A 22269-nucleotide genomic window follows, 5' to 3' on the forward strand; every position below is an offset into this window, starting at 1 on the left:
GGGCTCAGCCGACGCTGCGCTCGCCCGTCCAGTACGTCGCCCGCAGTGCCTTCTTGTCGGGCTTGCCGAGTCCGGTAAGCGGCAGCGCGTCGATCGCGATGACCTGCTTCGGCGCCTGGACCGAGCCCTTCTTCTCCTTGACCATGTCCTGGATCTCGGCGATCACCGCGTCGGTCAGCTCGTGGCCCTCGCGCATCACCACGATGGCGGCGACGGACTCGCCGAACTTCTCGTGCGGGATGCCGATCACGCCGACCTGGGCCACCGCCGGGTGCTCGGCGACGACGTCCTCGACCTCGCGCGGGAAGACGTTGAAGCCGCCCGTGACGATCATGTCCTTGGTCCGGTCGACGATGTACCAGAAGCCGTCCTCGTCCTCCCGGGCGACGTCGCCGGTGTGCATCCAGCCGTCCTTCCAGGTCTCGGCGGTCTGCTCGGGCAGCTGCCAGTAGCCGCCGGAGAGCAGCGGGCCGGCCACGCAGATCTCGCCGGGCTCGCCCTGGGCGACCGGCTGGCCGTCCTCGCCGAGGAGGGCCGTGCGGGCCAGGGCGGTGGGGCGGCCGCAGGAGGTCAGGCGGTGCTCGGCGGGGGTGCCGTCGGCGTTCACGTGGTCACCCTTGTTGAAGTAGGTGATCACCATCGGCGCCTCGGACTGGCCGTAGTACTGGGCGAAGATCGGGCCGAACCGCTCGATGGCCTCCTTGAGGCGGACCGGGTTCATCGCGCTGGCGCCGTAGTAGACGGTCTCCAGGGACGAGAGGTCGCGGGTGCGGCTGTCCGGGTGGTCCATCAGCGCGTAGAGCATCGTCGGCACCAGCATCAGGGAGTTGATCTTCTTCTCCTCGATGGTGGCCAGCACCTCGGCCGGGTTGAACGTGCTCGTCACGAAGAGCGTGCCGCCCTTGATGACCACGGGGACGAAGAAGGCGGCGCCGGCGTGCGAGAGCGGGGTGCACATCAGGAAGCGGGGCTCGGCCGGCCACTCCCACTCGGCGAGCTGGATGCTCGTCATCGTGTTCATCGTCTGGCTCATCCCGATGACGCCCTTGGGCTTGCCGGTGGTGCCGCCGGTGTAGGTGATGGACACGACGTGGTCGCCGGGGAGGCGCCTTGCCTCCAGCGGTTCGGGCGCGAATCCCTCGGCCGCCTCGATGAGGTTGGCCGTGGTGCGGCCGCTGTCGGCGGCCGCCTTGGCGATCTCGTCCGGGACCGCGCCGATCGTCAGCACCTGCGTCAGGCCCGGGCACTTCTCGAGCAGCGCCAGCGCACGCTCGGTGAAGTACGGGTCGATGATCAGCGTGGTGATGGCGGCGTCGTTGATCACGTAGGCGTGGTCGTCGGCCGAGCCCAGCGGGTGCAGCGACGTACGACGGTAGCCCTGGGTCTGGCCGGCACCGAGGATGAACAGCACCTCCGGACGGTTGAGCGCGAGCAACGCTCCCGCCGTACCGAAACCGGCGTTGAGGGACTCGAACGCCTGGATGTAGGTGCTGATCCGGTCCGCGACCTGCTGCCCCGTCAACGTGACGTCGCCGAGGTGGATGATCGGGCGGTTGTGGTGCCGGCGCAGCGCCGCGACCATCAGGTGGCCGTTGTGGGTCCCGGTGCGCAGGTCTCCGGCGTTCGCGATCTCGCTGACGGTGCTCATGCCGTCAGACTAGAACGTGTTCTAAGTCGTCGCAACGATCATCAATCGATTCGAACATGTTCAACTCTGGACTAGGGTGCCGGTAAGCGCATCGTGATCCCCAGAGGCATCGATCAGGTCGGTGGCATCCTCCCGGTAGGGCGACGGCGACTCGGCTAGCACCCAGCATTCCAGCACCAGCGAGTGTCGGTACCATCGCCACCTCAACACGAGGAGGTGGAGCGCACCGTGCGCCGCAACCGAACGCATCCTCTGGCTGCCCTGCTCGGGGCTGCCTTGGTCGCCACCCTGCTCACCGCCGTCCCGTCCCAGGCCGCCGACGACCCTGTTCTCGCCGGCGAGCTGGTCCCGGCCAGCGACGGTCCCGGTCCCGCGGTCGACAACCTCGGGATCTCCGGCGACACGATCGCTGCGAGTTGGGGTGGGCTTCCTGGCGTCTGGACACGCCCCTGGGTGGGGGGAACCTGGACCAAGACCTACGGCGACGCGCTCTATCCACTCGGCAACCGCGATCCCTTCGAGTTCAGCGGAGGTGTCCTCGGCACCACGTATGGCAACTACCTCGTCCCGAAGACCTACACATTCGCCGGCGGACAGCGGACAGTCCCACTCGGTACCGGCGACACCTACCTCGCCCGCGGTGGCACCTACACCGTCCGTGGTCCTGGGAACAGCAACCGCTGGTACGTCGACAACACCCGCACCGGCGCTGTCGTCGGTGGTCCGTACCCAAGCTTTCCGATCGTCGACGGACGTCGCGCCTGGACCCAAGCCGGCACCAGCACTCTGGTGGCCGACGACCTCGCCGGCGGCCCGACCCACACGGTCAGGATTGCCGACCCATGCACAGCTAGCGCCAACCTCAACGACGTCCGTGGACGGTGGCTTCTGTTCGGCTGCGACGGTGGGTTCGTGGTCGTTGACGTGGCTGGGCAGCTTCCGAAATTCACCCTGCCCCGCACCCGTGGAACTGCGGGCCTCGGCTACGGCTACGCCATCTGGGACGCAGTCGTGGACGACCCGGAGAATGCGGGCAGCCAGATGGTGGCGTTCAAGGTCCGCTCGCTGACCACCGGTGAAACTCGCGCGTACGGCCCCATCGATGCGTCCTACAACCAGATGCTTCGCTGGGACGGCGCTAGCACTTCGCGTGCCGTCTACCGCGACAAGTCCTACCAGGTTCGCAAGGTCGACCTGAGCTGGGCGGCCGGCAATCCGGAGATCGGCGCCCGGCAGGTCACCGGCGTGCGCTCGTCGTACGGCGACCGGGGTGCGCGGGTCACCTGGGCGGGAACCCCGGCGAACCTGGCGCCCGTCTCGGGCTACCAGGTCACCGTCCAGCCGGGTGGGCGCAGCGTCCTGGTTGACGGCTCAGCACGGTCGGCCGAGGTCACGGGCCTTCGGAACGGAGTCGCCTACCGGTTCACGGTGACCGCCACCGACGCCTACGGAGTTGGTCAGCCCAGCACCTTCAGCAACACCGTCGTCCCGGCCGGAAAGCCGGGCACCGTCACTCCGAGGACGAAGCGCCAGGGCAGGAAGGTCATCGTCACCTGGACCGCTCCGGACGGCAACGGCCGCACGGTGCTGCGCTACCTGGTGAAGATCGACACCAAGACCCGCATCGTCTCCGCGGCAACCCTGCGCACGGTTTTCAAGGGTGTCAAGGCCGGCAAGCACCGGATCTCCGTCCGCGCCGTGACGGCAGCTGGGACCGGGACGGCGAAGGCGATCGCCGTCCGGGTCCCGCGCTGAGGATCAGGCGAGCAGCTCCGCGACCGTCCGGATCTCGTCGGCACTGCGAGCACTGAGCAGCAGCGTCGTCACGCCGGTCGACTCCCACTCGGCGACGCGCTCCTTGACGTAGCCCGCGTCGCCGATGATGTGCATGTCGTTGACGAGGTCGTCCGGGATCAACGCGGTGGCCTCGTCCTTGCGGCCGGAGAGGAACAGGCTCTGCACCTCGTCGGCCAGCTCGCCGTACCCCATCCGGGTGAAGACCTGGTGGTGGAAGTTCATCTCCTTGGCGCCCATGCCGCCCATGTACAGCGCCACGATCGGCTTCATGCCGTCGATCACGGCCTGGCGGGCCGGGCCGTTGTCGGCGGTGATCTCGAGGTGGCAGGTGGCGGCGATCTCGAAGGTCTCCCGGGTCCGGCGGGCACCCGCGCGGGCGAAGCCCTCGTCGAGCCAGGGCTGGTACATCCCGGCGGACTTCGGGGTGTAGAAGATCGGGATCCAGCCGTCGGCGATCTCCGCGGTCTGGGCGACGTTCTTGGGCCCCTCGGCCCCGAGCCAGATCGGGATGTCGGCACGCAGCGGGTGCGTGATCGGCTTCAGCGGCTTGCCCAGGCCCATCGCGCCCGGGCCGTTGTACGGCAGCGGGTAGTGCGGGCCGTCATTGGTGACCGGACCCTTGCGGTCCAGCACCTGGCGGATGATGTCGACGACCTCGCGGGTGCGGGCCAGCGGCTTCGAGAACGGCTGGCCGTACCAGCCCTCGACGACCTGGGGTCCGCTGACGCCCATGCCCAGGACGAGGCGGCCGTTGCTCAGGTGGTCGAGCGTCAGGGCGTGCATCGCGATGCTGGTCGGCGTCCGGCCCGACATCTGCACGATGCTGGTGCCGAGCCGGACCTTGCTGGTCTCGCGGCCCCACCAGGCGAGCGGCGTGAAGGCGTCCGAGCCCCAAGCCTCAGCGGTGAAGATCGCGTCGAAGCCGGCTTCCTCCGCTGCAGCCACGAGCTCGGCGTGGTTCGTCGGGGGTCCGGCCTGCCAGTAGCCGAGCTGCAATCCGAGCTTCATGTCACTCCTCGCGTCGCGGATGTTCTTGATCCGAATACTAGAACGTGTTTCACTTCTGTGCCATGGCCCCCTCTACGGAATCGCGAGTTCTGCACGCTCCGATGAAGGTCGAGTTCGACTACACCCGGTCGCTCGGCAGCGTGCTCTCCCAGTTCATGTCCGCACTCAAGCAGCACTCGATCCTCGGCGGCGTCCTCGCCGACGGCCGCGTCGTGGTGCCGCCGCCCGAGTACGACCCGGTCACCCACGCCGCGGTGACCGAGCTCGTCCCGGTCTCGGACTTCGGCGTCGTGCAGAGCTGGTCCTGGGTGGCCGAGCCGGTCGCCCAGCAGCCGCTGGAGAAGCCGTTCGCGTTCGCCCAGATCCTGCTCGACGGTGCCGACGCCCCGCTGCTGCACGCCGTCGCGGTCGACTCGCCGGCCGACATCTCGACCGGCATGCGCGTCCGGGTGCGCTGGGCCGAGCAGCCGACCGGGACCATCCGCGACATCGCCTGGTTCGAGCCCGCCGGCGACGCCGTCACCGAGGGCTCGGCCTCGATGGAGTTCGGCGCGCCCGAGGTCACCGGCATGACCAGCCCGGTCAGGCTGGCCTACGACTACGCCGCCTCGCCCGAGGAGACCAAGTTCTTCCGCGGCCTGGCCGAGGGCAAGATCTACGGCCAGCGCTGCCCCAAGTGCGAGAAGGTCTACGTGCCGCCGCGCGGCGCCTGCCCGGTCGACGGGGTCCCCACCACCGACGAGGTCGAGCTCCCGGACCGCGGCACCCTGACGACGTACTGCGTCGTGAACGTGCCGTTCCAGGGCCAGACCATCCCGATCCCCTACGTCTCGGCGTACGTGCTCCTCGACGGTGCGGACATCGCGTTCCTGCACCTGATCCTGGACATCGACGCGGCCGACGTCCGGATGGGCATGCGGGTCGAGGCGGTCTGGAAGCCCCGCGAGGAGTGGACGACCAGCCTCGACAACATCAAGTACTTCCGTCCCACCGGCGAGCCGGACGCGGACTTCGACACCTACAAGCACCACCTCTGAAGGGCGAGACGCATGCGTGACGTTGCCGTCGTGGGTTTTGCCCAGCGACAGATGAAGGAGCTCGACGGGTCGCCGACCTGTCTGGAGATCCTGGTCCCGATCCTCGCGGACCTGTACGAGCAGACCGGCTGGACCAAGTCCGACATCGACTTCTGGTGCTCGGGGTCGAGCGACTACCTGGCCGGACGGTCGTTCTCGTTCGTCTCGGCCGTCGACGCCATCGGCACCCTGCCGCCGGTGATGGAGTCGCACGTCGAGATGGACGCCGCCTGGGCGATGTACGAGGCCTGGGTCAAGATCCAGACCGGCGAGGTCGACACCGCGGTGGTGTACGGCTTCGGCAAGTCCTCGGCCGGAATCCTGCGCCGGATCCTGGCGCTGCAGCTCGACCCGTACACGGCCCAGCCGTTGTGGCCCGACACGGTGTCGCTGGCCGGCATCCAGGCGCGCGAGGGTCTGGAGAAGGGCCTCTGGGACGAGGCCGCGATGGCCTCGGTCGTCGCCCGGTCGATGTCCGACGCTGCTTCCAACGAGTGGGCCATCCGTCGCGGGGCGACGTCCGTCGAGGACGTGCTCGCGCAGCCGCTGTACGCCGACCCGCTGCGCCGGTGGGACTGCGCGCCGGTGTCCGACGGTGCCGCCGCGATCGTGATCGCCGCTGGCGACAAGGCGCTGCAGGCGCGGCAGCGGCCGGCCTGGATCACCGGGTTCGAGCACCGGATCGAGCCGATCGCGCTGAACGCGCGCTCGCTCGTGGAGTCGAGCTCGACCGCTGCCGCCGGTACCGCGGCCGGTACCGCCGGCGTGGACCTGGCCGAGCTGCACGCTCCGTTCTCGCACCAGGAGCTCATCCTGCGCTCCTCGCTCGGGCTCGCGGACGACGTACGGGTCAACCCCTCGGGGGGCGCATTGACCGCCAACCCGATGTTCTCCGCCGGCCTGAACCGGATCGGCGAAGCCGCCCGGGCGATCTGGGCCGGCGACTCCGACAAGGCGCTGGCGCACGCGACCTCCGGTCCGGTGCTCCAGCAGAATCTCGTGTGCACGATGGAGGGACGCTGAGATGGCGAAGGTTCCCGCAGCAGTGATCGGGGTCGGACAGACCCACCACCGGGCCGTCCGCGAGGACGTCTCCATGGCCGGCCTGCTCCGTGAGGCCGTCGACCGGGCGCTCGAGGACGCCGGGATGACCTTTGCCGACATCGACGCCGTCGTCGTCGGCAAGGCTCCTGACCTCTTCGAGGGCGTGATGATGCCCGAGCTCTACCTTGCCGACGCGCTGGGGGCCGCCGGCAAGCCGTTGCTCCGGGTGCACACGGCCGGCTCGGTCGGCGGCTCCACCGCGATCGTCGCGGCCTCGCTGGTGCAGTCCGGCGTGCACGAGCGGGTGCTGACCGTCGCGTTCGAGAAGCAGTCCGAGTCCAACGCGATGTGGGCGCTCTCGATCCCGGTGCCGTTCATCATGCCGGTGCACGCCGGCGCGGGCGGCTACTTCGCGCCGCACGTGCGGTCCTACATCCGGCGCTCCGGCGCCCCGGGCCACATCGGCGCGATGGTGGCCGCCAAGGACCGCAACAACGCGCTGAAGAACCCGTACGCGCACCTGCAGAACGAGGGCACCACCGTCGAGTCGGTGCTCGCCTCGACGATGCTCTGGGACCCGATCCGGTTCGACGAGACCTGCCCGTCCTCGGACGGCGCCTGCGCTCTGGTGATCGCCTCGGAGGACGCCGTCGCGAAGTCCGGGGTCAAGAACCCGGCGTGGATCCACGGCACCCAGATGCGGTCGGAGCCGACCACGGCGTCCGAGCGCGACCAGGTGAACCCGCAGGCCGGCCGGGACGCCTCGGCCGCGCTCTACAAGCAGGCCGGGATCACCAACCCGCTCGAGGAGATCGACTGCGCGGAGATCTACGTGCCGTTCTCCTGGTTCGAGCCGATGTGGATCGAGAACCTCGGCTTCGCGCCGCAGGGCGACGGCTGGAAGCTGACCGAGGCCGGTGACACCGCGATCGGCGGCAAGCTGCCGATCAACATGAGCGGCGGCGTGCTCTCCTCCAACCCGATCGGCGCGAGCGGCATGCTCCGCTTCGGCGAAGCGGCCCTCCAGGTCCGCGGCGCCGCCGGCGAGCACCAGGTCGACGGAGCCCGCAAGGCCCTCGGTCACGCGTACGGCGGCGGTTCGCAGTTCTTCGCGATGTGGATCGTCGGCTCGGAGAAGCCCGGCAACTGAGTCGCGCCGCGTCTCGACGAGCTCGACGTCCGACCCCGGACGGTGGGCTTGTCGAGGCGCCCTGACTTTCGCACCTAGGCTGTTCCCATGATCGAGCTCTTCAACGACCGCGAGATCGACGCGATGCGGCCGGCCGGCGTCTTCGTCGGCGAGGTCCTGACCGCGCTGCGCGCCGCGGCCGGCGTCGGCGTCAACCTGCTCGAGCTCGACGCGCTCGCGGCGAAGATGATCGCCGAGCGCGGAGCCACGTCCTGCTACGTCGACTACCACCCCTCGTTCGGGGCGATGCCGTTCGGGAAGGTGCTCTGCACATCCGTGAACGACGCCGTGCTGCACGGACTCCCCTACGACTACGTGCTGGCCAACGGGGACCTGCTGTCGGTCGACTTCGCGTGCTCGGTGGACGGCTGGGTGGCGGACTCGGCGACCTCGGTCGCGGTCGGGACCGCTCGCCCCGAGGACCTGGCTCTGATCCGTACGACGGAGGTCGCCCTGGAGGCCGGGATCGCCGCCGCGGTGGTCGGCAACAAGATGGGCGACATCAGCGCCGCGATCGGCGATGTCGCGCGCGCCGCCGGGCTCTCGGTCAACCTCCAGTTCGGCGGGCACGGCGTCGGCCGGACGATGCACGGCGACCCGCACGTCTCGAACGACGGGCGCCCCGGTCGCGGCCTGCCGCTCAAGGCGGGCCTGGTGATCGCGATCGAGCCGTGGTTCATGCACGGCACCGACGAGATCTACACCGACCCGGACGGGTGGACGTTGCGCAGCGCCGACGGCTCGCGCGGGGCGCACAGCGAGCACACCATCGCGATCACCCCCGACGGGCCGCTGGTGCTCACCGCGCGCTGAGCCGTCCCGGAAACTGACGGAGCCGCCGACACCCTCGTGAGGTGACGGCGGCTCCGGTACGAGTCCCGATCAGGAATATTTGACGGGAAGTTCCTTGATGCCGTTGATCCAGGCGTGCCGGAGCCGGCGCGGCTCCCCCGCCTGCTTGATGTTCGGCATCCGGTCGGCGATGACGTTGAACATCACGTCGACCTCGAGGCGGGCCAGGTTGGCGCCGATGCAGTAGTGCGCACCGTGGCCGCCGAACGCGAGGTGCGGGTTCGGGTCGCGCTTGATGTCGAACGTGCCGGCGTCGGCGAAGACGTCCTCGTCGTGGTTGCCGGAGGCGTAGTACAACGCGACCCGCTCGCCCTTCTTGATCAGCTGGCCGCTGATCTCGACGTCGTTCAGGGCGGTGCGCTGGAAGACGGTCACCGGGGTCGCCCAGCGGATGACCTCGTCGACCATCGTGCTCGGGCGCTCCTTCTTCCAGGTGTCCCACTGCTCGGGGTTCTGGAAGAACGCGTGCATCCCGTGGGTGATCGCGTTCCGGGTGGTCTCGTTACCGGCCACGGCGAGCAGGATCACGAAGAAGCCGAACTCGTCGTCGGTCAGGCCCTCGCCGTCCTCACCCGCGGTGACGAGCTTGGAGATGATGTCGTCCTTGGGGTCGGCCTTGCGCTGCTCGGCCAGGGCCATCGAGTAGCCGAGGATCTCCGCGGCGGCGGTCTCCGGGTCGGCGTTGTACTCCGGGTCGTCGTACGCAAGCATCTGGTTCGACCAGTCGAACAGCTTGCGCCGGTCCTCCTGCGGGACGCCGAGGAGCTCGGCGATCGCCTGCAGCGGCAGCTCGGCGGCGACCTCGAAGACGAAGTCGCCCGCACCCTTCGCCAGCGCGTCGTCGACGATCTTGTTGGCCCGCTCGATCAGGACCTCGTGCAGCGCGTTGATCGAGCGCGGAGTGAAGCCGCGGCTGATGATCTGGCGCAGCTTGGTGTGGTCCGGCGGGTCCTGGTTGACCAGCATCACACCCTGCAGCTCGACCTGCTCACGGGTCATGTCCGGGCCGAACCGGATGATGACGCCGTTCTCGTTGGCCGAGAACTCCTTGGAGTTCTTCGAGACCGCCAGGATGTCGGCGTGCTTGGTGATCGCCCAGAACCCGGTGTCCAGGAAGCCGGCACGCGCCTCGGGCGCCTGCTCGACCCAGTGCACGGGGGCGGTCCTGCGGAGCTCGAGGAACTCCTGGAGCGGGATCGCCTCCTCGTTGAGGACGGGGTCCGTCGGGTCGAAGGCGGTCGGCAGTACAGGTGCTGCGGTCACGAGGTGTCCTCCACGGTTTCTGTAACACGTTCTAGTGACGATGGTGACACAGTTTGTCCACGTGAGCAAAGGACCTCGGCGGCTTTTCAGGGTTATCTTGGGTCTGGTAGAAAATAAGAACGTGTTCTATTTTGGGGAAGGACTCCCCACCCGTCACAGGAGGAACCATGGGTAACCCGGTCATCGTCGAAGCCGTCCGTACGCCGCTCGGAAAGCGCCGCGGCTGGCTGGCGGGACTGCACGCGGCAGAGCTCCTCGGCGCCTCCCAGGTCGAGGTGCTCCGTCGCGCAGGGATCGACCCGGAGCTGGTCGACCAGGTCATCGGCGGTTGCGTGACCCAGGCGGGCGAGCAGTCCAACAACATGGTCCGGCGCGCCTGGATGCACGCCGGCCTGCCCAACCACACCGCCTCGACGGTGATCGACGCGCAGTGCTCCTCGGCACAGCAGTCCGCGCACCTGATCAACGCGATGATCGCTGGCGGCGCGATCAAGGTCGGCGTCGCCTGCGGCGTCGAGTCGATGTCGCGGATCAGCCTCGGCGCCAACGTCCCCCCGGGGACCGGCGACCCGCGCCCGGACAGCTGGAGCATCGACCTGCCGAACCAGTTCGAAGGTGCGGACCGGATCGTCAAGGACCGCGGCTTCTCCCGCGCCGAGGTCGACCAGTTCGGCTTCGACTCGCAGCGCAAGGCGGGCATCGCGGCCGCCGAGGGCCGGTTCAAGCGGGAGATCTTCGCCCTCGAGGCGCCGGTCCTGGACGACGAGGGCAAGCCGACCGGTGAGACCCGCGTCGTCGACACCGACCAGGGCCTGCGCGAGACCACCCTGGAGGGCCTGGCGTCGCTGAAGCCGGTCCTGGAGGGCGGCACGCACACGGCGGGGACGTCGTCGCAGATCTCGGACGGTTCGTCGGCGATGCTGATCATGGACTCCGACCTGGCCGCCTCGCTCGGCCTCAAGGCGCGGGCCCGGATCATCACCTCGTGCCTCGTCGGCGCCGACCCGTACTACCACCTCGACGGACCGGTCCAGGCGACCGAGAAGGTCCTCAAGGACAGCGGCATGAGCATCGCCGACATCGACCTCTGCGAGGTCAACGAGGCGTTCGCCGGCGTCGTGATGTCCTGGGCGAAGGTGCACAACGTGCCCGAGGACAAGTACAACGTCAACGGCGGCGCGATCGCCCTGGGTCACCCGGTCGGCTCGACCGGCACCCGGCTGCTCACCACCGCCCTGCACGAGCTCGAGCGCCAGGACAAGACCACCGCCCTGATCTCGATGTGCGCCGGCGGCGCGCAGGCCTCGGGCACCATCATCGAACGGATCTGATCCGAGGCTCCGGTCGACGTACCCGCGGAAGGCGAGTACGTCGACCTGGGCTGACTCAGCTAGCGCCGTACACCGGCTCCGGGTCGGCGCCCTCGGCGATCAGCGCGTCGACGACGTCGCCGAGCTCGGTGGCCTCCCAACGCTTCCCGTTGTCGCGGGAGGCCCCGTGGTTCCAGGCCTCCTCGAGGGTGAGCTTGCCGCCGTCGCTCTCGAAGACGCGGCCGGTGACGTGGCCGGCGGCCTCGGAGGCCAGCCAGGCCACGATCGGGCTGTTGTCCTCGGGCAGCGCCATCTCGCTGGTGTCGAAGGCACCCTCGGTCATCCGGGTCTTGGCGACCGGGGCGAGTGCGTTCACGGTGACGCCGACCCGGCCGAGCTCGGCCGCGGCGACCAGCGTCATCGTGGCGATGCCGCCCTTGGCCGCCGAGTACGCGACCTGGCCGATCGAGCCCTGCAGGCCGGCGCCGGACGTCGTGTTGATCACCCGGGCGACCCGCTGGCGACCCTCCTTGGACTCCGAACGCCAGTACGCCGCGGCGTGCCGCAGGGTCGCGAAGTGACCCTTGAGGTGCACCCGGAGGACGGCGTCCCACTCGTCCTCGGTGGCGTTGACGAGCATCCGGTCGCGGACGAAGCCGGCGTTGTTGACCAGGATGTCGAGGCCGCCGAAGGTGTCGACGGCCTGCTGGATGAGCGCGCTCGCCTGCTCGAAGTCGGCGACGTCGGCGCCGTTGGTCACGGCCTCGCCGCCCAGCGCCCGGATCTCGGCGACGACCTCGTCGGCCGGGCTGTCGGTCTTCTCGCCGTTGTTGGAGACGCCGAAGTCGTTGACGACGACCTTGGCCCCGTGGCGGGCGAGCTCGAGCGCGTGCGCGCGGCCGATACCGCGGCCGGCTCCGGTGACGATGGCGATGCGGCCTTCTAGAAGACGGGTCACTTCGATACTCCTGTTAGTTGATGTGCAAGAAGACGGGCGGCTCGCCGCCGCCGTGGCAGCCGACGCTGGCGCCGCTCACGTACGACGCGAGGTCGCTGGCCAGGAAGACGGCCACGTTGCCGACCTCGTCGGGACGCGCCATCCGGCCGAGCGGGATGGTCTGCTCGATGCGGGCGACCTTGTCGTCGCCGCCGTAGTGGTCGTCGGTCTGCTCGGTCCGGCAGAGACCGACCTCGATCGCGTTGACCCGGACCTTCGGGCCCCACTCCATCGCGAGGCTCTTGGTCAGCGACTCCAGGCCGGCCTTGGCGGCGGCGTACGCGGCGATGGTGGGAGCCGGCCGGTGGGCGCTGATCGAGGAGATGTTCACGATCGACCCGCCGCTCCCCTGCGCCTGCATCACCTGGTTGGCGATCTGCGCCACCAGGAGCGGCGAGTTCAGGTTGAGGCCGATGATCTTGTCGTGGAAGCGCGGCGAGGCCGTGGCCGCGTCCGACGCGGGCGCCCCGCCGGCGTTGTTGATCAGGACGTCGAGGCGGCCGTGCTCGGCGACGATCCCGTCGACCATCGCCTGGACGGACTCGGGGTCACGGACGTCGCAGAGCACGTGGCTGGTGCCGGGGTACGGCTCCGCCTCCGAGCGCGCACAGGTGACGACGGTGGCGCCGGCGAAGGCGAACGCCTCGGTGATGCCGCGGCCGATGCCGCGGGAGCCTCCGGTGACGAGAACCACCCGGCCGGTCAGATCGATCGAGAGAGCCATGCTGGTAGAGTACCAAGCAAGTGCTTGGTTGTGTCGATCCGGTCCGTCGAGAGGTCCCCATGTCTGCAGTCACCAGCGAGGTCCGGGAGGACGGGATCTGCATCGTCACGATGTCCCATCCGCCGGTGAACGCGCTCACCGTCCAGGGCTGGTTCGACGTCGCGAGCGCGCTCGACGCCGCCGGAGCCGACCCGCGCGTCAAGGTCGTGGTCCTCCGCGCCGAGGGCAAGGGCTACAACGCGGGCGTGGACATCAAGGAGATGCAGAACACCACCGGGTTCGACGCCCTGATCGGCGCCAACAAGGGCTGCTACGCCGCCTTCAAGGCCGTCTACGAGTGCGCGGTCCCGGTGATCGCCGCGGTCAACGGCTTCTGCGTGGGCGGCGGGGTCGGCCTGGTCGGCAACGCCGACATCGTGGTCGCCGCCGAGAACGCCTACTTCGGCGTCCCCGAGGTCAAGCAGGGCGCCCTCGGTGCGGCGACTCACATGGCGCGGCTGGTCCCCCAGCAGATGATGCGGGCCCTCTACTTCACCGCCGCGACGATCCCGGCCACCGAGCTGCACCGGTTCGGGTCGGTCTACCGGCTGGCGCCCCCCGAGCAGCTGCTCGAGGTCGCGCTCGAGGTGGCGGCCAGCATCGCCGAGAAGGACGGCCGGGTGATCCGCGCGGCCAAGGAGGCGCTGAACGGCATCGAGCCGGTCGACGTGAACAAGAGCTACCGGTTCGAGCAGGGGTTCACCTTCGAGCTCAACCTCGCCGGTGTCAGTGACGAGCTTCGCGATGATTTCGCGGGAACGGATAAGGCCAAGAAGTGAGCAAGCCACGCGAGAAGGTCATGACGATCGACGAGGTCGTCGCCCAGCTCTCCGACGGGATGACGATCGGCATCGGCGGCTGGGGCCCGCGGCGCAAGCCGATGGCCCTGGTGCGCGCGATCCTGCGCTCGGACCTCAAGGACCTGACCATCGTGAGCTGGGGCGGCGCCGACGTCGGCCTGCTCGCCCGGGCCGGGAAGATCCGGAAGCTGGTCTACGCGTTCGTCTCCCTGGACTCGATCCCGCTGGAGCCGAACTTCCAGAAGGCCCGCCAGGAGGGCACCATCCCCGAGATCGTCGAGCTCGACGAGGGCATGTTCCAGACCGGCCTGTACGCCGCGGCGCAGCGCCTCCCCTTCCTGCCGATGCGCGCGGGGCTGGGCTCCGACGTGCTGGTCAACAACGCGTGGATCAAGACCGTCGCCTCGCCGTACGCCGACGAGAACGGTGACTTCGAGGAGCTCACCGCCGTACCGGCGCTCAAGCTCGACGTCGCGCTGGTGCACCTCAACCGTGCCGACGCGCACGGCAACGCGACCTACCTGGGTCCGGACCCGTACTTCGACGACCTGTTCGTGCAGGCCGCCGACAAGGCGTTCGTCTCGGTCGAGCAGATCGTCGACACGGCGGGCCTGACCGTCGACACCGCGGTCCAGCGCCTGCTGATCAGCCGGATGATGGTCGACGGCGTCGTCGAGACCCCGAACGGTGCGCACTTCACCACCTGCACGCCCGACTACGAGCGGGACGAGAAGTTCCAGAAGGCGTACGCCGCCGCGGCCGGCGGGTCCGACGAGGATTGGGCCGCCTTCTCCGCTCGGTTCCTCGACGGGGACGAGTCTTCCTACCAGGCGGCTGTGGCCGCTTTCGCTGAGGAGCAGAGCAAGTGACCGAGTACTCCCGCGCAGAGGTCTGCGCCGCCGCCATCGCCGATGCGTTCAAGGACGACGGCGAGATCTTCGCCTCGCCGATGGGCATGCTCCCGATGCTCGGGGTCAGGCTGGCCAAGCTGACGTCGAACCCCGACCTGGTCATCTCCGACGGCGAGTCCCTCTACCTCGGGGGCGTCCCTCCCCTGTTCGCCAAGGCCGACGTCGTCGAGGGCTGGATCCCCTTCCGCCGCGTCTTCGACGTCGTCGCGTACGGCAAGCGCCACGTGATGATGGGCGCGACCCAGGTCGACCGGCACGGCAACCAGAACATCTCCGCGATCGGCGACTTCGCGCAGCCCAAGCGTCAGCTGCTGGGCTCGCGCGGCGCGCCGGGCAACACCGTGAACAACCGGACGTCGTACTGGGTGCCGCGGCACAGCCCGAAGGTCTTCGTCGAGCAGGTCGACATCGTCTCCGGTGTCGGGCCGGCCCGCGCCAAGGCGGCCGGGCCCGGCGCGTCGAAGTACAACGACATCCACCGGATCGTCTCGAACCTCGGCGTCTTCGACGTACGCGGCGACGGCGACACCGTGCGGTTGCTGTCGGTGCATCCCGGAGTCTCCGTCGACGACGTCGTTGCTGCGACCGGCTTCGCGCTGGCCGTCGACGCCGACGTTCCGGTGACCCGTGAGCCCACCGAGTCCGAGCTGATGATCATCCGCAACGTGCTCGACCCGAAGAACCTGCGCGACCGCGAGGTTCCGCCGGTGGACGCCGGAGCGACCCAGTGATCGACCAGCTGCTCAAGACGCCGCTCACCGAGCTGGCCGGGATCAAGCACCCGGTCGTCCAGACCGGGATGGGCTGGGTGGCCGGCCCGCGCCTGGTGGCCGGTACGGCGAACGCGGGCGGCCTGGGCATCCTGGCGTCCGCGACGATGACGCACGAGGAGCTCGAGAAGGCGATCGTCGAGGTCAAGGGCCGCACCGAGCAGCCCTTCGGCGTGAACCTGCGCGCCGATGCGGCCGACGCTCCGGCCCGTTGCGACCTCCTGATCGAGTACGGCGTCAAGGTCGCCTCGTTCGCCCTCGCACCCAAGCCCGAGCTGATCGCCAAGCTCAAGGAGCACGACATCGTCGTGATCCCCAGCATCGGCGCGCCCAAGCACGCCAAGAAGGTCGCCTCCTGGGGGGCCGACGCGGTGATGATCCAGGGCGGTGAGGGCGGCGGCCACACCGGCAACGTCCCGACCACCCTGCTGCTGCCGACCGTGCTCGACGCGGTCGACATCCCGGTGATCGCCGCCGGCGGGTTCTTCGACGGTCGCGGGCTGGCCGCCGCGCTGTCCTACGGCGCTGCCGGCGTCGGGATGGGCACCCGGTTCCTGCTCACCCAGGAGAGCCGCGTCCCGGACGCGGTCAAGCAGCGCTACCTGGACGCCGACCTGAACGGGACCGTGGTCACCGCGAAGGTCGACGGGATGCCGCACCGGATGCTCCGTACCGACCTGGTCGACTCGGTCGAGGAGTCCAGCGCGCTCAAGCGGCTCGGCCCGACGGCCCGCCGGACGCTCGCGTTCAAGAAGATGAGCGGGATGTCCTGGCGCGGGCTGATCAAGGACGGCCAGGCGATGAAGCACGGCTCGGAGCGGTCCTGGGCGCAGATGGTGCTGGCCGCGAACACGCCGATGATGCTCAAGGCCGGTCTCGTCGAGGGCGACCCGGACGCGGGCATCCTGGCGTCCGGCCAGGTGGTCGGTGTGATCGACGACCTGCCGTCCTGCGAGGAACTCATCGAGCGGGTGGTCACCCAGGCTGCCGCGGAGCTGCGGCGTACCCAGGGCTACGTGGTCTGACCGCCGAAGCCGATCTCGTTGCCCTCCGGGTCGCGGTAGGTCGCCTTCTGCACCCCGTTCTCGTAGGTCTCCCGCTCGACCGGTTCGATGCCGCGGCCCGCGATGGCGGTGACCCGCGCCTCGATGTCGTCGACGAAAATCGTCACCAGGGCGTGGCCGGCGTGCGCGGGGCGGTGCTCGACGTAGACCCAGGCGTGCTCGTTGACGCCCCAGACCGACTCGGTGTCGTTCGGCGAGAAGCTCGGCGGCTCGCCCAGGAGCCGTTCGTACCACTCCAGGGCCTTCGGGTAGTCGCGCACCGAGATCCCGGCAAAGAGGTCACCTGCCATGACGCGACCGTACCCGGAATTGCTGACAGGATCAGCGGGTGAGCCAAGACCCGGGATCCGTCCTTGATCGTGCTGTCCGGTTCGCGCTGACCGCGGTCGGGGCGCGCAAGCTCGAGCCGAACCCGGCGGACCCGTTCTACGACCCGCCCGGGGCGGTGCCGTCCGAGCCCGGCACGGTGCTGAAGGCCGAGCCGGCGCGGTTCTACATCGACCCGTTCAAGCTGATCCCGGCACCGGCACGGGTCGAGCGGATCATGTTCACCACCACCGACCGGCTCGGGCGGGTGATCCCGGTGACCGGGACCGTGCTGACCCCGACCCGGCCGCGCAGCAAGCGCGACGACCGCGGCCTGGTGGCGTTCGCGGTCGGCACCCAGGGCATGGGCACCCAGTGCGCGCCGTCACGCCAGCTGGCCGCCGGCCGCGAGTACGAGTCGGTCTTCATCACCGGCCTGCTGGCCCGCGGGTACAACGTGGTGGTCCCGGACTACCAGGGTCTCGGCATGGACGGCACGCACACCTACATGTCCCGCGAGGTCCAGGGCCGGGTGGTCCTGGACGCGCTGCGGGCCTCCCAGCAGCTCGATCATCCCGACATCCCGGTGGCCGGGCCGGTCGCCATCGCCGGCTACTCCCAGGGCGGCGGTGCCGCGGCGTCGGCCGCCGAGCTCTGGCACGAGTACGCCGCAGACCTCGACGTGAAGGGAGCCGTCTGCGGAGCGGTTCCGGCCGACTTCCCGCTGGTGGCCCGGATGCTCGACGGCAGCCCGTACTTCGCCTTCCTCGGCTACGCCCTGGTCGGGCTCTCCAGCGACTACGACATCGACCTGCGGCCGCTGCTCAACGAGCGCGGGCTCGAGGTGGCCGGCGCCCTCGCCCAGCAGTGCATGTTCGAGTCGCTGCGCCGCTACGCCTTCACCCGGTCGAGCTCGCTGACCGCCGACGGCCGCTCGATCGGCACGCTGCTGGGCGAGGAGCCGTTCGCGACGATCGTGGCCGAGCAGCAGCTCGGCGCCGGCCGCTACCCGCGCACCGAGGCACTGGTCTCGCACAGCCGCCTGGACGACGTGGTCCCGTTCGAGTGCGGGCGCGGTCTGGCGGAGCGCTGGGCCGGCCAGGGCGGCCGGGTCCGGCTGTCCGTGAATCTGGCGCCGACCCATGCGGCGGCGGCGCTGACGTCGTACGGGACGGCGTTCGCGTTCCTCAACGGCCGGTTCGCCGGGAAGCCGATGCGGGCGAACACCAAGCGCTACCTGCACAGCCTGGTGGATCCGGCGGTCCTGCCCGAGGAGTGACCCGGGCAGGACCGCCGGCCGGCCTCACTGCGTGGGGACCGCGTCCTTCGCGCACTCGGCGATCTTGGTACCGAGACCGGACAGCGCCTCGGTGTCGTCCTTGTCGCCCTTGTAGTCCTTGTCACCGTCGACGAGCGCCCGGACGGCGTCGTCGGACACCTTCGAGTCGACGATCGCCTTGGCCATGCAGTCGGCCAGCTCGTCGGTCATCACGCTCGACGGCAGGCTCATCAGGCCGCCGGCCTTGCCGTCGGTCAGGCTCTTCGAGACCTCGTCGACCGACGGACGGTCACCGCCCCCACACGCCGAGGTCAGCAGCAGGGCTGCAGTTGCCGCTACCACGCCGAATTTCCGCACCATCATCATTCCCTCCTGGCCCCGAGACGGTCCCGAGACCACGCCGGAGTCTGCCGTGAACCGCACCGGAAGGCAATTACGACTCTCCGGGGTGTAGAAAGTCTCAGAGACGCTCGATGATGGTCACGTTGGCCTGGCCGCCGCCCTCGCACATCGTCTGCAGGCCGTAGCGGCCGCCGGTGCGCTCGAGCTCGTTCAGGAGGGTCGACATCAGCCGGGTGCCGGTCGCCCCGATCGGGTGGCCCATGGCGATGCCACCGCCATTCACGTTGACCTTCTCCAGCGGGACCTGGAGCTCCTTGGCCCACGCCAGGACGACGGACGCGAACGCCTCGTTGCACTCGAACAGGTCGATGTCGTCAATCGACATGCCGGTCTTCTCCAGCGCGTTCCGGGTCGCCCGGATGGGACCGGTGAGCATCCAGATCGGGTCGTCGCCCTTGACCGAGAGGTGGTGGATCCGGGCGCGCGGGGTGAGGCCGTGGTCCTTGACCGCCTGCGCCGAGGCGATCAGCAGCGCCGACGAGCCGTCGCAGATCTGCGAGGCCACGCCCGCGGTGATCCGGCCGCCCGGGGCCAGCGGCTCCAACGCGGCCATCTTCTCCAGGCTGGTGTCCCGGGGGCACTCGTCGGTGGTGAAGACGGTGCCGTCCGCGAGCGTCACCGGGGCGATCTCGTTGTCGAACCGGCCCTCGGCGATCGCGGTCTTGGCCCGGGTGTGCGAGGCCAGCGCGAACTCCTCCATCCGCTCGCGGCTGATCTCCCACTTCTCGGCGATCATCTCGGCCGAGTTGAACTGGGAGACCTCGACGTCGCCGTACCGCTTGCCCCAGCCGGGCGACTCCGCGAACGGCGTGGTGAAGCCGTACTGGTCGGCGACGAGCATCGCCGCCGAGATCGGGATCGCCGACATGTTCTGCAGGCCGCCGGCGACCACCAGGTCCTGGGTCCCGGACATCACGCCCTGGGCCGCGAAGTGCACCGCCTGCTGCGAGGAGCCGCACTGCCGGTCGATGGTGACACCCGGGACGTGATCGGGCAGTCCGGCCACCAGCCAGGCCGTCCGGGCCACGTCGCCGGCCTGCGAACCGATCGTGTCGCAGCAGCCCATGATCACGTCGTCGACCGCTCCCGGGTCGACGCCGGTGCGGTCCATCAGAGCGCTCAGCACGTGAGCACCCAGGTCCGCGGAGTGCATGCTCGCCAGCGAGCCGCGGCGCTTGCCGACGGGAGTGCGGACGGCATCGACGATGTAGGCCTCGGTCATTGGTTGATCCCTTCGAGCAAGATGGTCAGGTACTGGTCGGCCACGTCGGCCGGGGTGAGGGAACCGCCGGGGCGGTACCAGCGCACGGCCACCCAGACGGTGTCGCGCAAGAAGCGGTAGACGAGCTCGACGTCCAGGTCGGAGCGGAGCTCGCCGCTGGCGACCCCGTCCTCCAGCAGGCCGACCCAGAGCGTGCGGAACTTCCGGTTCCGCTCGGCCAGGTAGCCGAAGCGCTCGAACGTGGTCAGGTACGCCGCGTCGTTCTGGAAGATCGCCACCTCGCTGTGGTGGTGGTCGATCGCGTCGAACGAGGCCCGCACGATCGCGGTGAGCTTGCCCTTGGCGGTCAGGTCCGAGGCGGTGATGGCGTCGTACTGCTTCCAGAGCTCGGTCTGGAAGGTGTCGAGCAGCTCGTCGACCATCGACTCCTTGGAGTCGAAGTGGTGGTACAGGCTCCCGGACAGGATGCCGGCCGCGTCAGCGATGTCGCGGACGGTGGTGTTCTTGAAGCCGCGCTCGGCGAAGAGGCCCGCCGCGATGGCGAGCAGCTCGTCCCGGCGGCTGGGTTCAGGCGTGCTGGCTGCTGACACTGATCACCTCTCCGGTCAGGTACGACGAGTAGTCGCTGGCGAGGAAGACCATCACGTTGGCCACCTCCCACGGCTCGGCCGCACGTCCGAACGCCTCCCGCTGCTTGAGCTCGTGCAGCAGCTCGTCCGACGTCACCTTCGCCAGGAACGGGTGCATCGCCAGGCTCGGCGAGACCGCGTTCACCCGGATGCCGTGCGGGGCCACGTCGAGGGCCGCGCAGCGGGTCAGCGCCATCACGCCGGCCTTGGCGGCGGCGTAGTGGGCCTGGCCCTCCTGGGCACGCCAGCCGATCACGCTGGCGTTGTTGACGATGACGCCCTTGGTGCCGTTCGCGATCATCCGGTTGCTCGCGGCGCGGACGCTGCGGAAGGTGCCGGTCAGGGTGATGTCGAGGACCTTGGACCACTGGTCGTCGGTCATCTCCAGCACGCTCGCGGTGCCGCCGAGGCCGGCGTTGTTGATCATCACGTCGACGCCGCCGACGGTGTCGGCCAGGTCGAGCAGCGCCTGCACCGCGACCTCGTCGGTCACGTCGGTCACCGTGCTGAGGACGCGGTCGGCGCCGAACTCCGCGGCCAGCGCCTCGTGCGCCTCGGCCACCCGGCGCTCGTGGGTGTCGCTGAGGACGACCGCCTTGGCGCCTTCCTCGAGGGCACGGCGGGTCACGCTCGCGCCGATGCCCGCGCCGGCGGCGGCGGTGACGACGACGACCTTGCCCCGGAGCAGGCCGTGGCCTTCGACGTACACGGGAACGGGCTGTTCGGGACGGACGGCAGTCATGAAGGTCAGATCTCCTAGTTTCGGGCTTCTCGAGGGAGGCCGAGCACGCGCTCGGCGAGGATGTTGCGCTGGATCTCGTCGGATCCGCCGTAGATCGTGTCGGAGCGGGTGAACAGGAAGAGCCGCTGCCACTCGTCCAGGTCGTAGCCGGGACCGGTCCCCAGGCCGTCGGGCCCGAGGACGTCCATGGCGATCTCGCCGAGGGTGCGGTGCCAGTTGGCCCAGAGCAACTTGGCGATGCTGGCCTGCTGGGGCGCCTGCTCCTCGCTCAGCGTCCGGAGCGCGTTCAGCCGGATCACCTCCAGCTCGGCGTCGGCGCGGGCCAGGCGGTCCCGGACGATCGGGTCGTCGAGGGCGCCGTTCTCGCGGGCCAGGTCCAGCAGCGCGTCCAGCTCGCGCCGGAAGCCGACCTGCTGGCCGAGGGTGGAGACGCCGCGCTCGAAGCCGAGCAGTCCCATCGCCACGCCCCAGCCCTTGCCCGGCTCACCGACGACCAGGTCGGCGGCGGTGCGGGCACCGGTGAAGAAGACCTCGTTGAACTCGGCGCCGGTGGTCAGCTGCTCGATCCCGCGGATCTCGACACCGTCCTGGTCCAGCGGGACCAGCAGGAAGCTCAGGCCCTGGTGCTTGGCCGAGCCCGGCTCGCTCCGGGCGATCACGAAGATCCAGTCGGCGAACTGGGCAAGGCTGGTCCAGACCTTCTGGCCGTCGATCACCCACTCGCCATCCTCCAGCCGCGCCTTGGTGGCGACGTTGGCCAGGTCCGAGCCGGCGTTGGGCTCCGAGTAGCCCTGGCACCACAGCTCGGTGACTGCGCGGATGCCGGGCAGGAAGCGCTGCTGCTGCTCGGGCGTGCCGAAGGCGATCAGGGTCGGACCGAGCAGCTCCTCACCGAGGTGGTTGACCCGGTGCGGGGCGTTGGAGCGGGCGTACTCCTCGTGGAAGATCACCTGCTGCATCAGCGAGAGCCCGCGTCCGCCGTGCTCGACCGGCCAGCCGATGCAGGTCCACCCGTGCGCGGCGAGGTGCCGGTCCCAGGCGAGGCGCTCGTCGTGGGCCTCGAGGTCGCGGCCGGAGCCGCCCTTGCCCTTGAGCTCGGCGAACTCCCCGACGAGGTTCTCCTCGAGCCAGTTCCGCACCTCAGCGCGGAACGCCCGGTCTGCCTCGGTGTCGCTCAGATCCACGTGAGCTGCCCCT

The 22269-nt window shown here is 69.6% G+C and carries 22 protein-coding genes; 11 read left to right on the plus strand and 11 right to left on the minus strand.

From position 1 onward, the window contains the following. Positions 1-4: 4 nt before the first annotated feature. The gene (gene fadD8 / locus EFK50_RS21545) at positions 5-1648 is read right to left on the minus strand and encodes a fatty-acid--CoA ligase FadD8 (RefSeq protein WP_123229675.1); all 1644 of its coding nucleotides are present in this window, start codon (positions 1646-1648) and stop codon (positions 5-7) included. A 228-nt stretch (positions 1649-1876) separates the two neighbouring features. Here fadD8 and EFK50_RS21550 point away from each other — a divergent pair, with 228 nt between their 5' ends. Then, positions 1877-3403, plus strand: a complete 1527-nt coding sequence (locus EFK50_RS21550) for a fibronectin type III domain-containing protein (RefSeq protein WP_148046257.1) — start codon at positions 1877-1879, stop codon at positions 3401-3403. A 3-nt stretch (positions 3404-3406) separates the two neighbouring features. Here the strand turns inward: EFK50_RS21550 and EFK50_RS21555 are convergent, their stop codons facing one another. After that, positions 3407-4453, minus strand: a complete 1047-nt coding sequence (locus tag EFK50_RS21555; RefSeq protein WP_123229677.1) for an LLM class F420-dependent oxidoreductase — start codon at positions 4451-4453, stop codon at positions 3407-3409. Between the two features lie 101 nt (positions 4454-4554). Here EFK50_RS21555 and EFK50_RS21560 point away from each other — a divergent pair, with 101 nt between their 5' ends. The 4 genes from EFK50_RS21560 to map all read left to right on the plus strand — a co-directional run bounded on the left by EFK50_RS21560 (position 4555) and on the right by map (position 8575). Continuing rightward, complete coding sequence (locus EFK50_RS21560) at positions 4555-5490, plus strand: Zn-ribbon domain-containing OB-fold protein (RefSeq protein WP_246004280.1); 936 nt, start codon at positions 4555-4557, stop codon at positions 5488-5490. A gap of 12 nt (positions 5491-5502) precedes the next feature. Then, positions 5503-6552, plus strand: a complete 1050-nt coding sequence (locus EFK50_RS21565; RefSeq protein WP_123229679.1) for a thiolase domain-containing protein — start codon at positions 5503-5505, stop codon at positions 6550-6552. 1 nt (position 6553) lies between these two features. After that, positions 6554-7723, plus strand: coding sequence for a thiolase domain-containing protein (locus EFK50_RS21570; protein WP_123229680.1), 1170 nt, complete (start codon positions 6554-6556; stop codon positions 7721-7723). Positions 7724-7810: 87 nt separating this feature from the next. Further along, positions 7811-8575 carry a type I methionyl aminopeptidase gene (gene map / locus EFK50_RS21575; protein ID WP_123229681.1) on the plus strand — a complete coding sequence of 255 codons (765 nt, stop codon included), beginning with the start codon at positions 7811-7813 and terminating at the stop codon, positions 8573-8575. A gap of 69 nt (positions 8576-8644) precedes the next feature. Here map and EFK50_RS21580 read toward each other — a convergent pair whose 3' ends face one another. Beyond that, a complete protein-coding gene (locus EFK50_RS21580; protein WP_123229682.1) occupies positions 8645-9877 on the minus strand; it encodes a cytochrome P450 in 1233 nt (410 codons plus the stop codon). Positions 9878-10044: 167 nt separating this feature from the next. Here EFK50_RS21580 and EFK50_RS21585 point away from each other — a divergent pair, with 167 nt between their 5' ends. Beyond that, a complete protein-coding gene (locus EFK50_RS21585) occupies positions 10045-11208 on the plus strand; it encodes a steroid 3-ketoacyl-CoA thiolase (RefSeq protein WP_123229683.1) in 1164 nt (387 codons plus the stop codon). Positions 11209-11263: 55 nt separating this feature from the next. On the opposite strand, the gene EFK50_RS21590 is transcribed toward EFK50_RS21585, so the two are convergent. Then, the gene (locus EFK50_RS21590; protein WP_123229684.1) at positions 11264-12145 is read right to left on the minus strand and encodes an SDR family oxidoreductase; all 882 of its coding nucleotides are present in this window, start codon (positions 12143-12145) and stop codon (positions 11264-11266) included. A 13-nt stretch (positions 12146-12158) separates the two neighbouring features. Then, positions 12159-12908, minus strand: a complete 750-nt coding sequence (locus tag EFK50_RS21595; protein WP_123229685.1) for an SDR family oxidoreductase — start codon at positions 12906-12908, stop codon at positions 12159-12161. A 59-nt stretch (positions 12909-12967) separates the two neighbouring features. Here EFK50_RS21595 and EFK50_RS21600 point away from each other — a divergent pair, with 59 nt between their 5' ends. The 4 genes from EFK50_RS21600 to EFK50_RS21615 are packed head-to-tail and all read left to right on the plus strand — an operon-like array spanning position 12968 to position 16453. Then, entirely contained in the window at positions 12968-13726 is a 759-nt protein-coding gene (locus tag EFK50_RS21600) for an enoyl-CoA hydratase family protein (RefSeq protein ID WP_123229686.1), read from the plus strand. Next, positions 13723-14616 carry a CoA transferase subunit A gene (locus tag EFK50_RS21605; RefSeq protein ID WP_246004281.1) on the plus strand — a complete coding sequence of 298 codons (894 nt, stop codon included), beginning with the start codon at positions 13723-13725 and terminating at the stop codon, positions 14614-14616. The genes EFK50_RS21600 and EFK50_RS21605 overlap by 4 nt, the downstream gene beginning before the upstream one ends. After that, the gene (locus EFK50_RS21610) at positions 14613-15389 is read left to right on the plus strand and encodes a CoA-transferase subunit beta (RefSeq protein ID WP_123229687.1); all 777 of its coding nucleotides are present in this window, start codon (positions 14613-14615) and stop codon (positions 15387-15389) included. The genes EFK50_RS21605 and EFK50_RS21610 overlap by 4 nt, the downstream gene beginning before the upstream one ends. Then, complete coding sequence (locus EFK50_RS21615) at positions 15386-16453, plus strand: NAD(P)H-dependent flavin oxidoreductase (RefSeq protein ID WP_123229688.1); 1068 nt, start codon at positions 15386-15388, stop codon at positions 16451-16453. The genes EFK50_RS21610 and EFK50_RS21615 overlap by 4 nt, the downstream gene beginning before the upstream one ends. Here the strand turns inward: EFK50_RS21615 and EFK50_RS21620 are convergent. Further along, positions 16441-16782, minus strand: a complete 342-nt coding sequence (locus EFK50_RS21620) for a VOC family protein (RefSeq protein ID WP_123229689.1) — start codon at positions 16780-16782, stop codon at positions 16441-16443. The two genes, EFK50_RS21615 and EFK50_RS21620, sit on opposite strands and share 13 nt — an antisense overlap. A 38-nt stretch (positions 16783-16820) precedes the next feature. Here EFK50_RS21620 and EFK50_RS21625 point away from each other — a divergent pair, with 38 nt between their 5' ends. Continuing rightward, positions 16821-18077: a lipase family protein gene (locus tag EFK50_RS21625; protein ID WP_123229690.1), complete on the plus strand. Its 1257-nt coding sequence runs from the start codon at positions 16821-16823 to the stop codon at positions 18075-18077. 24 nt (positions 18078-18101) lie between these two features. On the opposite strand, the gene EFK50_RS21630 is transcribed toward EFK50_RS21625, so the two are convergent. The 5 genes from EFK50_RS21630 to EFK50_RS21650 form a co-directional block, all read right to left on the minus strand. Beyond that, positions 18102-18440, minus strand: a complete 339-nt coding sequence (locus tag EFK50_RS21630; RefSeq protein WP_183407954.1) for a hypothetical protein — start codon at positions 18438-18440, stop codon at positions 18102-18104. 97 nt (positions 18441-18537) lie between these two features. After that, a complete protein-coding gene (locus EFK50_RS21635) occupies positions 18538-19701 on the minus strand; it encodes an acetyl-CoA C-acetyltransferase (protein WP_123229692.1) in 1164 nt (387 codons plus the stop codon). Next, entirely contained in the window at positions 19698-20291 is a 594-nt protein-coding gene (locus tag EFK50_RS21640) for a TetR/AcrR family transcriptional regulator (RefSeq protein ID WP_123229693.1), read from the minus strand. Before EFK50_RS21640 ends, EFK50_RS21635 begins: the two co-directional genes overlap by 4 nt. Beyond that, complete coding sequence (locus EFK50_RS21645) at positions 20269-21072, minus strand: SDR family oxidoreductase (protein WP_123229694.1); 804 nt, start codon at positions 21070-21072, stop codon at positions 20269-20271. The genes EFK50_RS21640 and EFK50_RS21645 overlap by 23 nt, the downstream gene beginning before the upstream one ends. 14 nt (positions 21073-21086) lie before the next feature. Next, the gene (locus tag EFK50_RS21650) at positions 21087-22256 is read right to left on the minus strand and encodes an acyl-CoA dehydrogenase family protein (RefSeq protein ID WP_221177521.1); all 1170 of its coding nucleotides are present in this window, start codon (positions 22254-22256) and stop codon (positions 21087-21089) included. Between the last annotated feature and the right edge of the window lie 13 nt (positions 22257-22269).

This window comes from Nocardioides marmoriginsengisoli, from assembly GCF_003725695.1.
In the GTDB taxonomy this organism is placed as follows: Bacteria; Actinomycetota; Actinomycetes; order Propionibacteriales; family Nocardioidaceae; genus Marmoricola; species Marmoricola marmoriginsengisoli.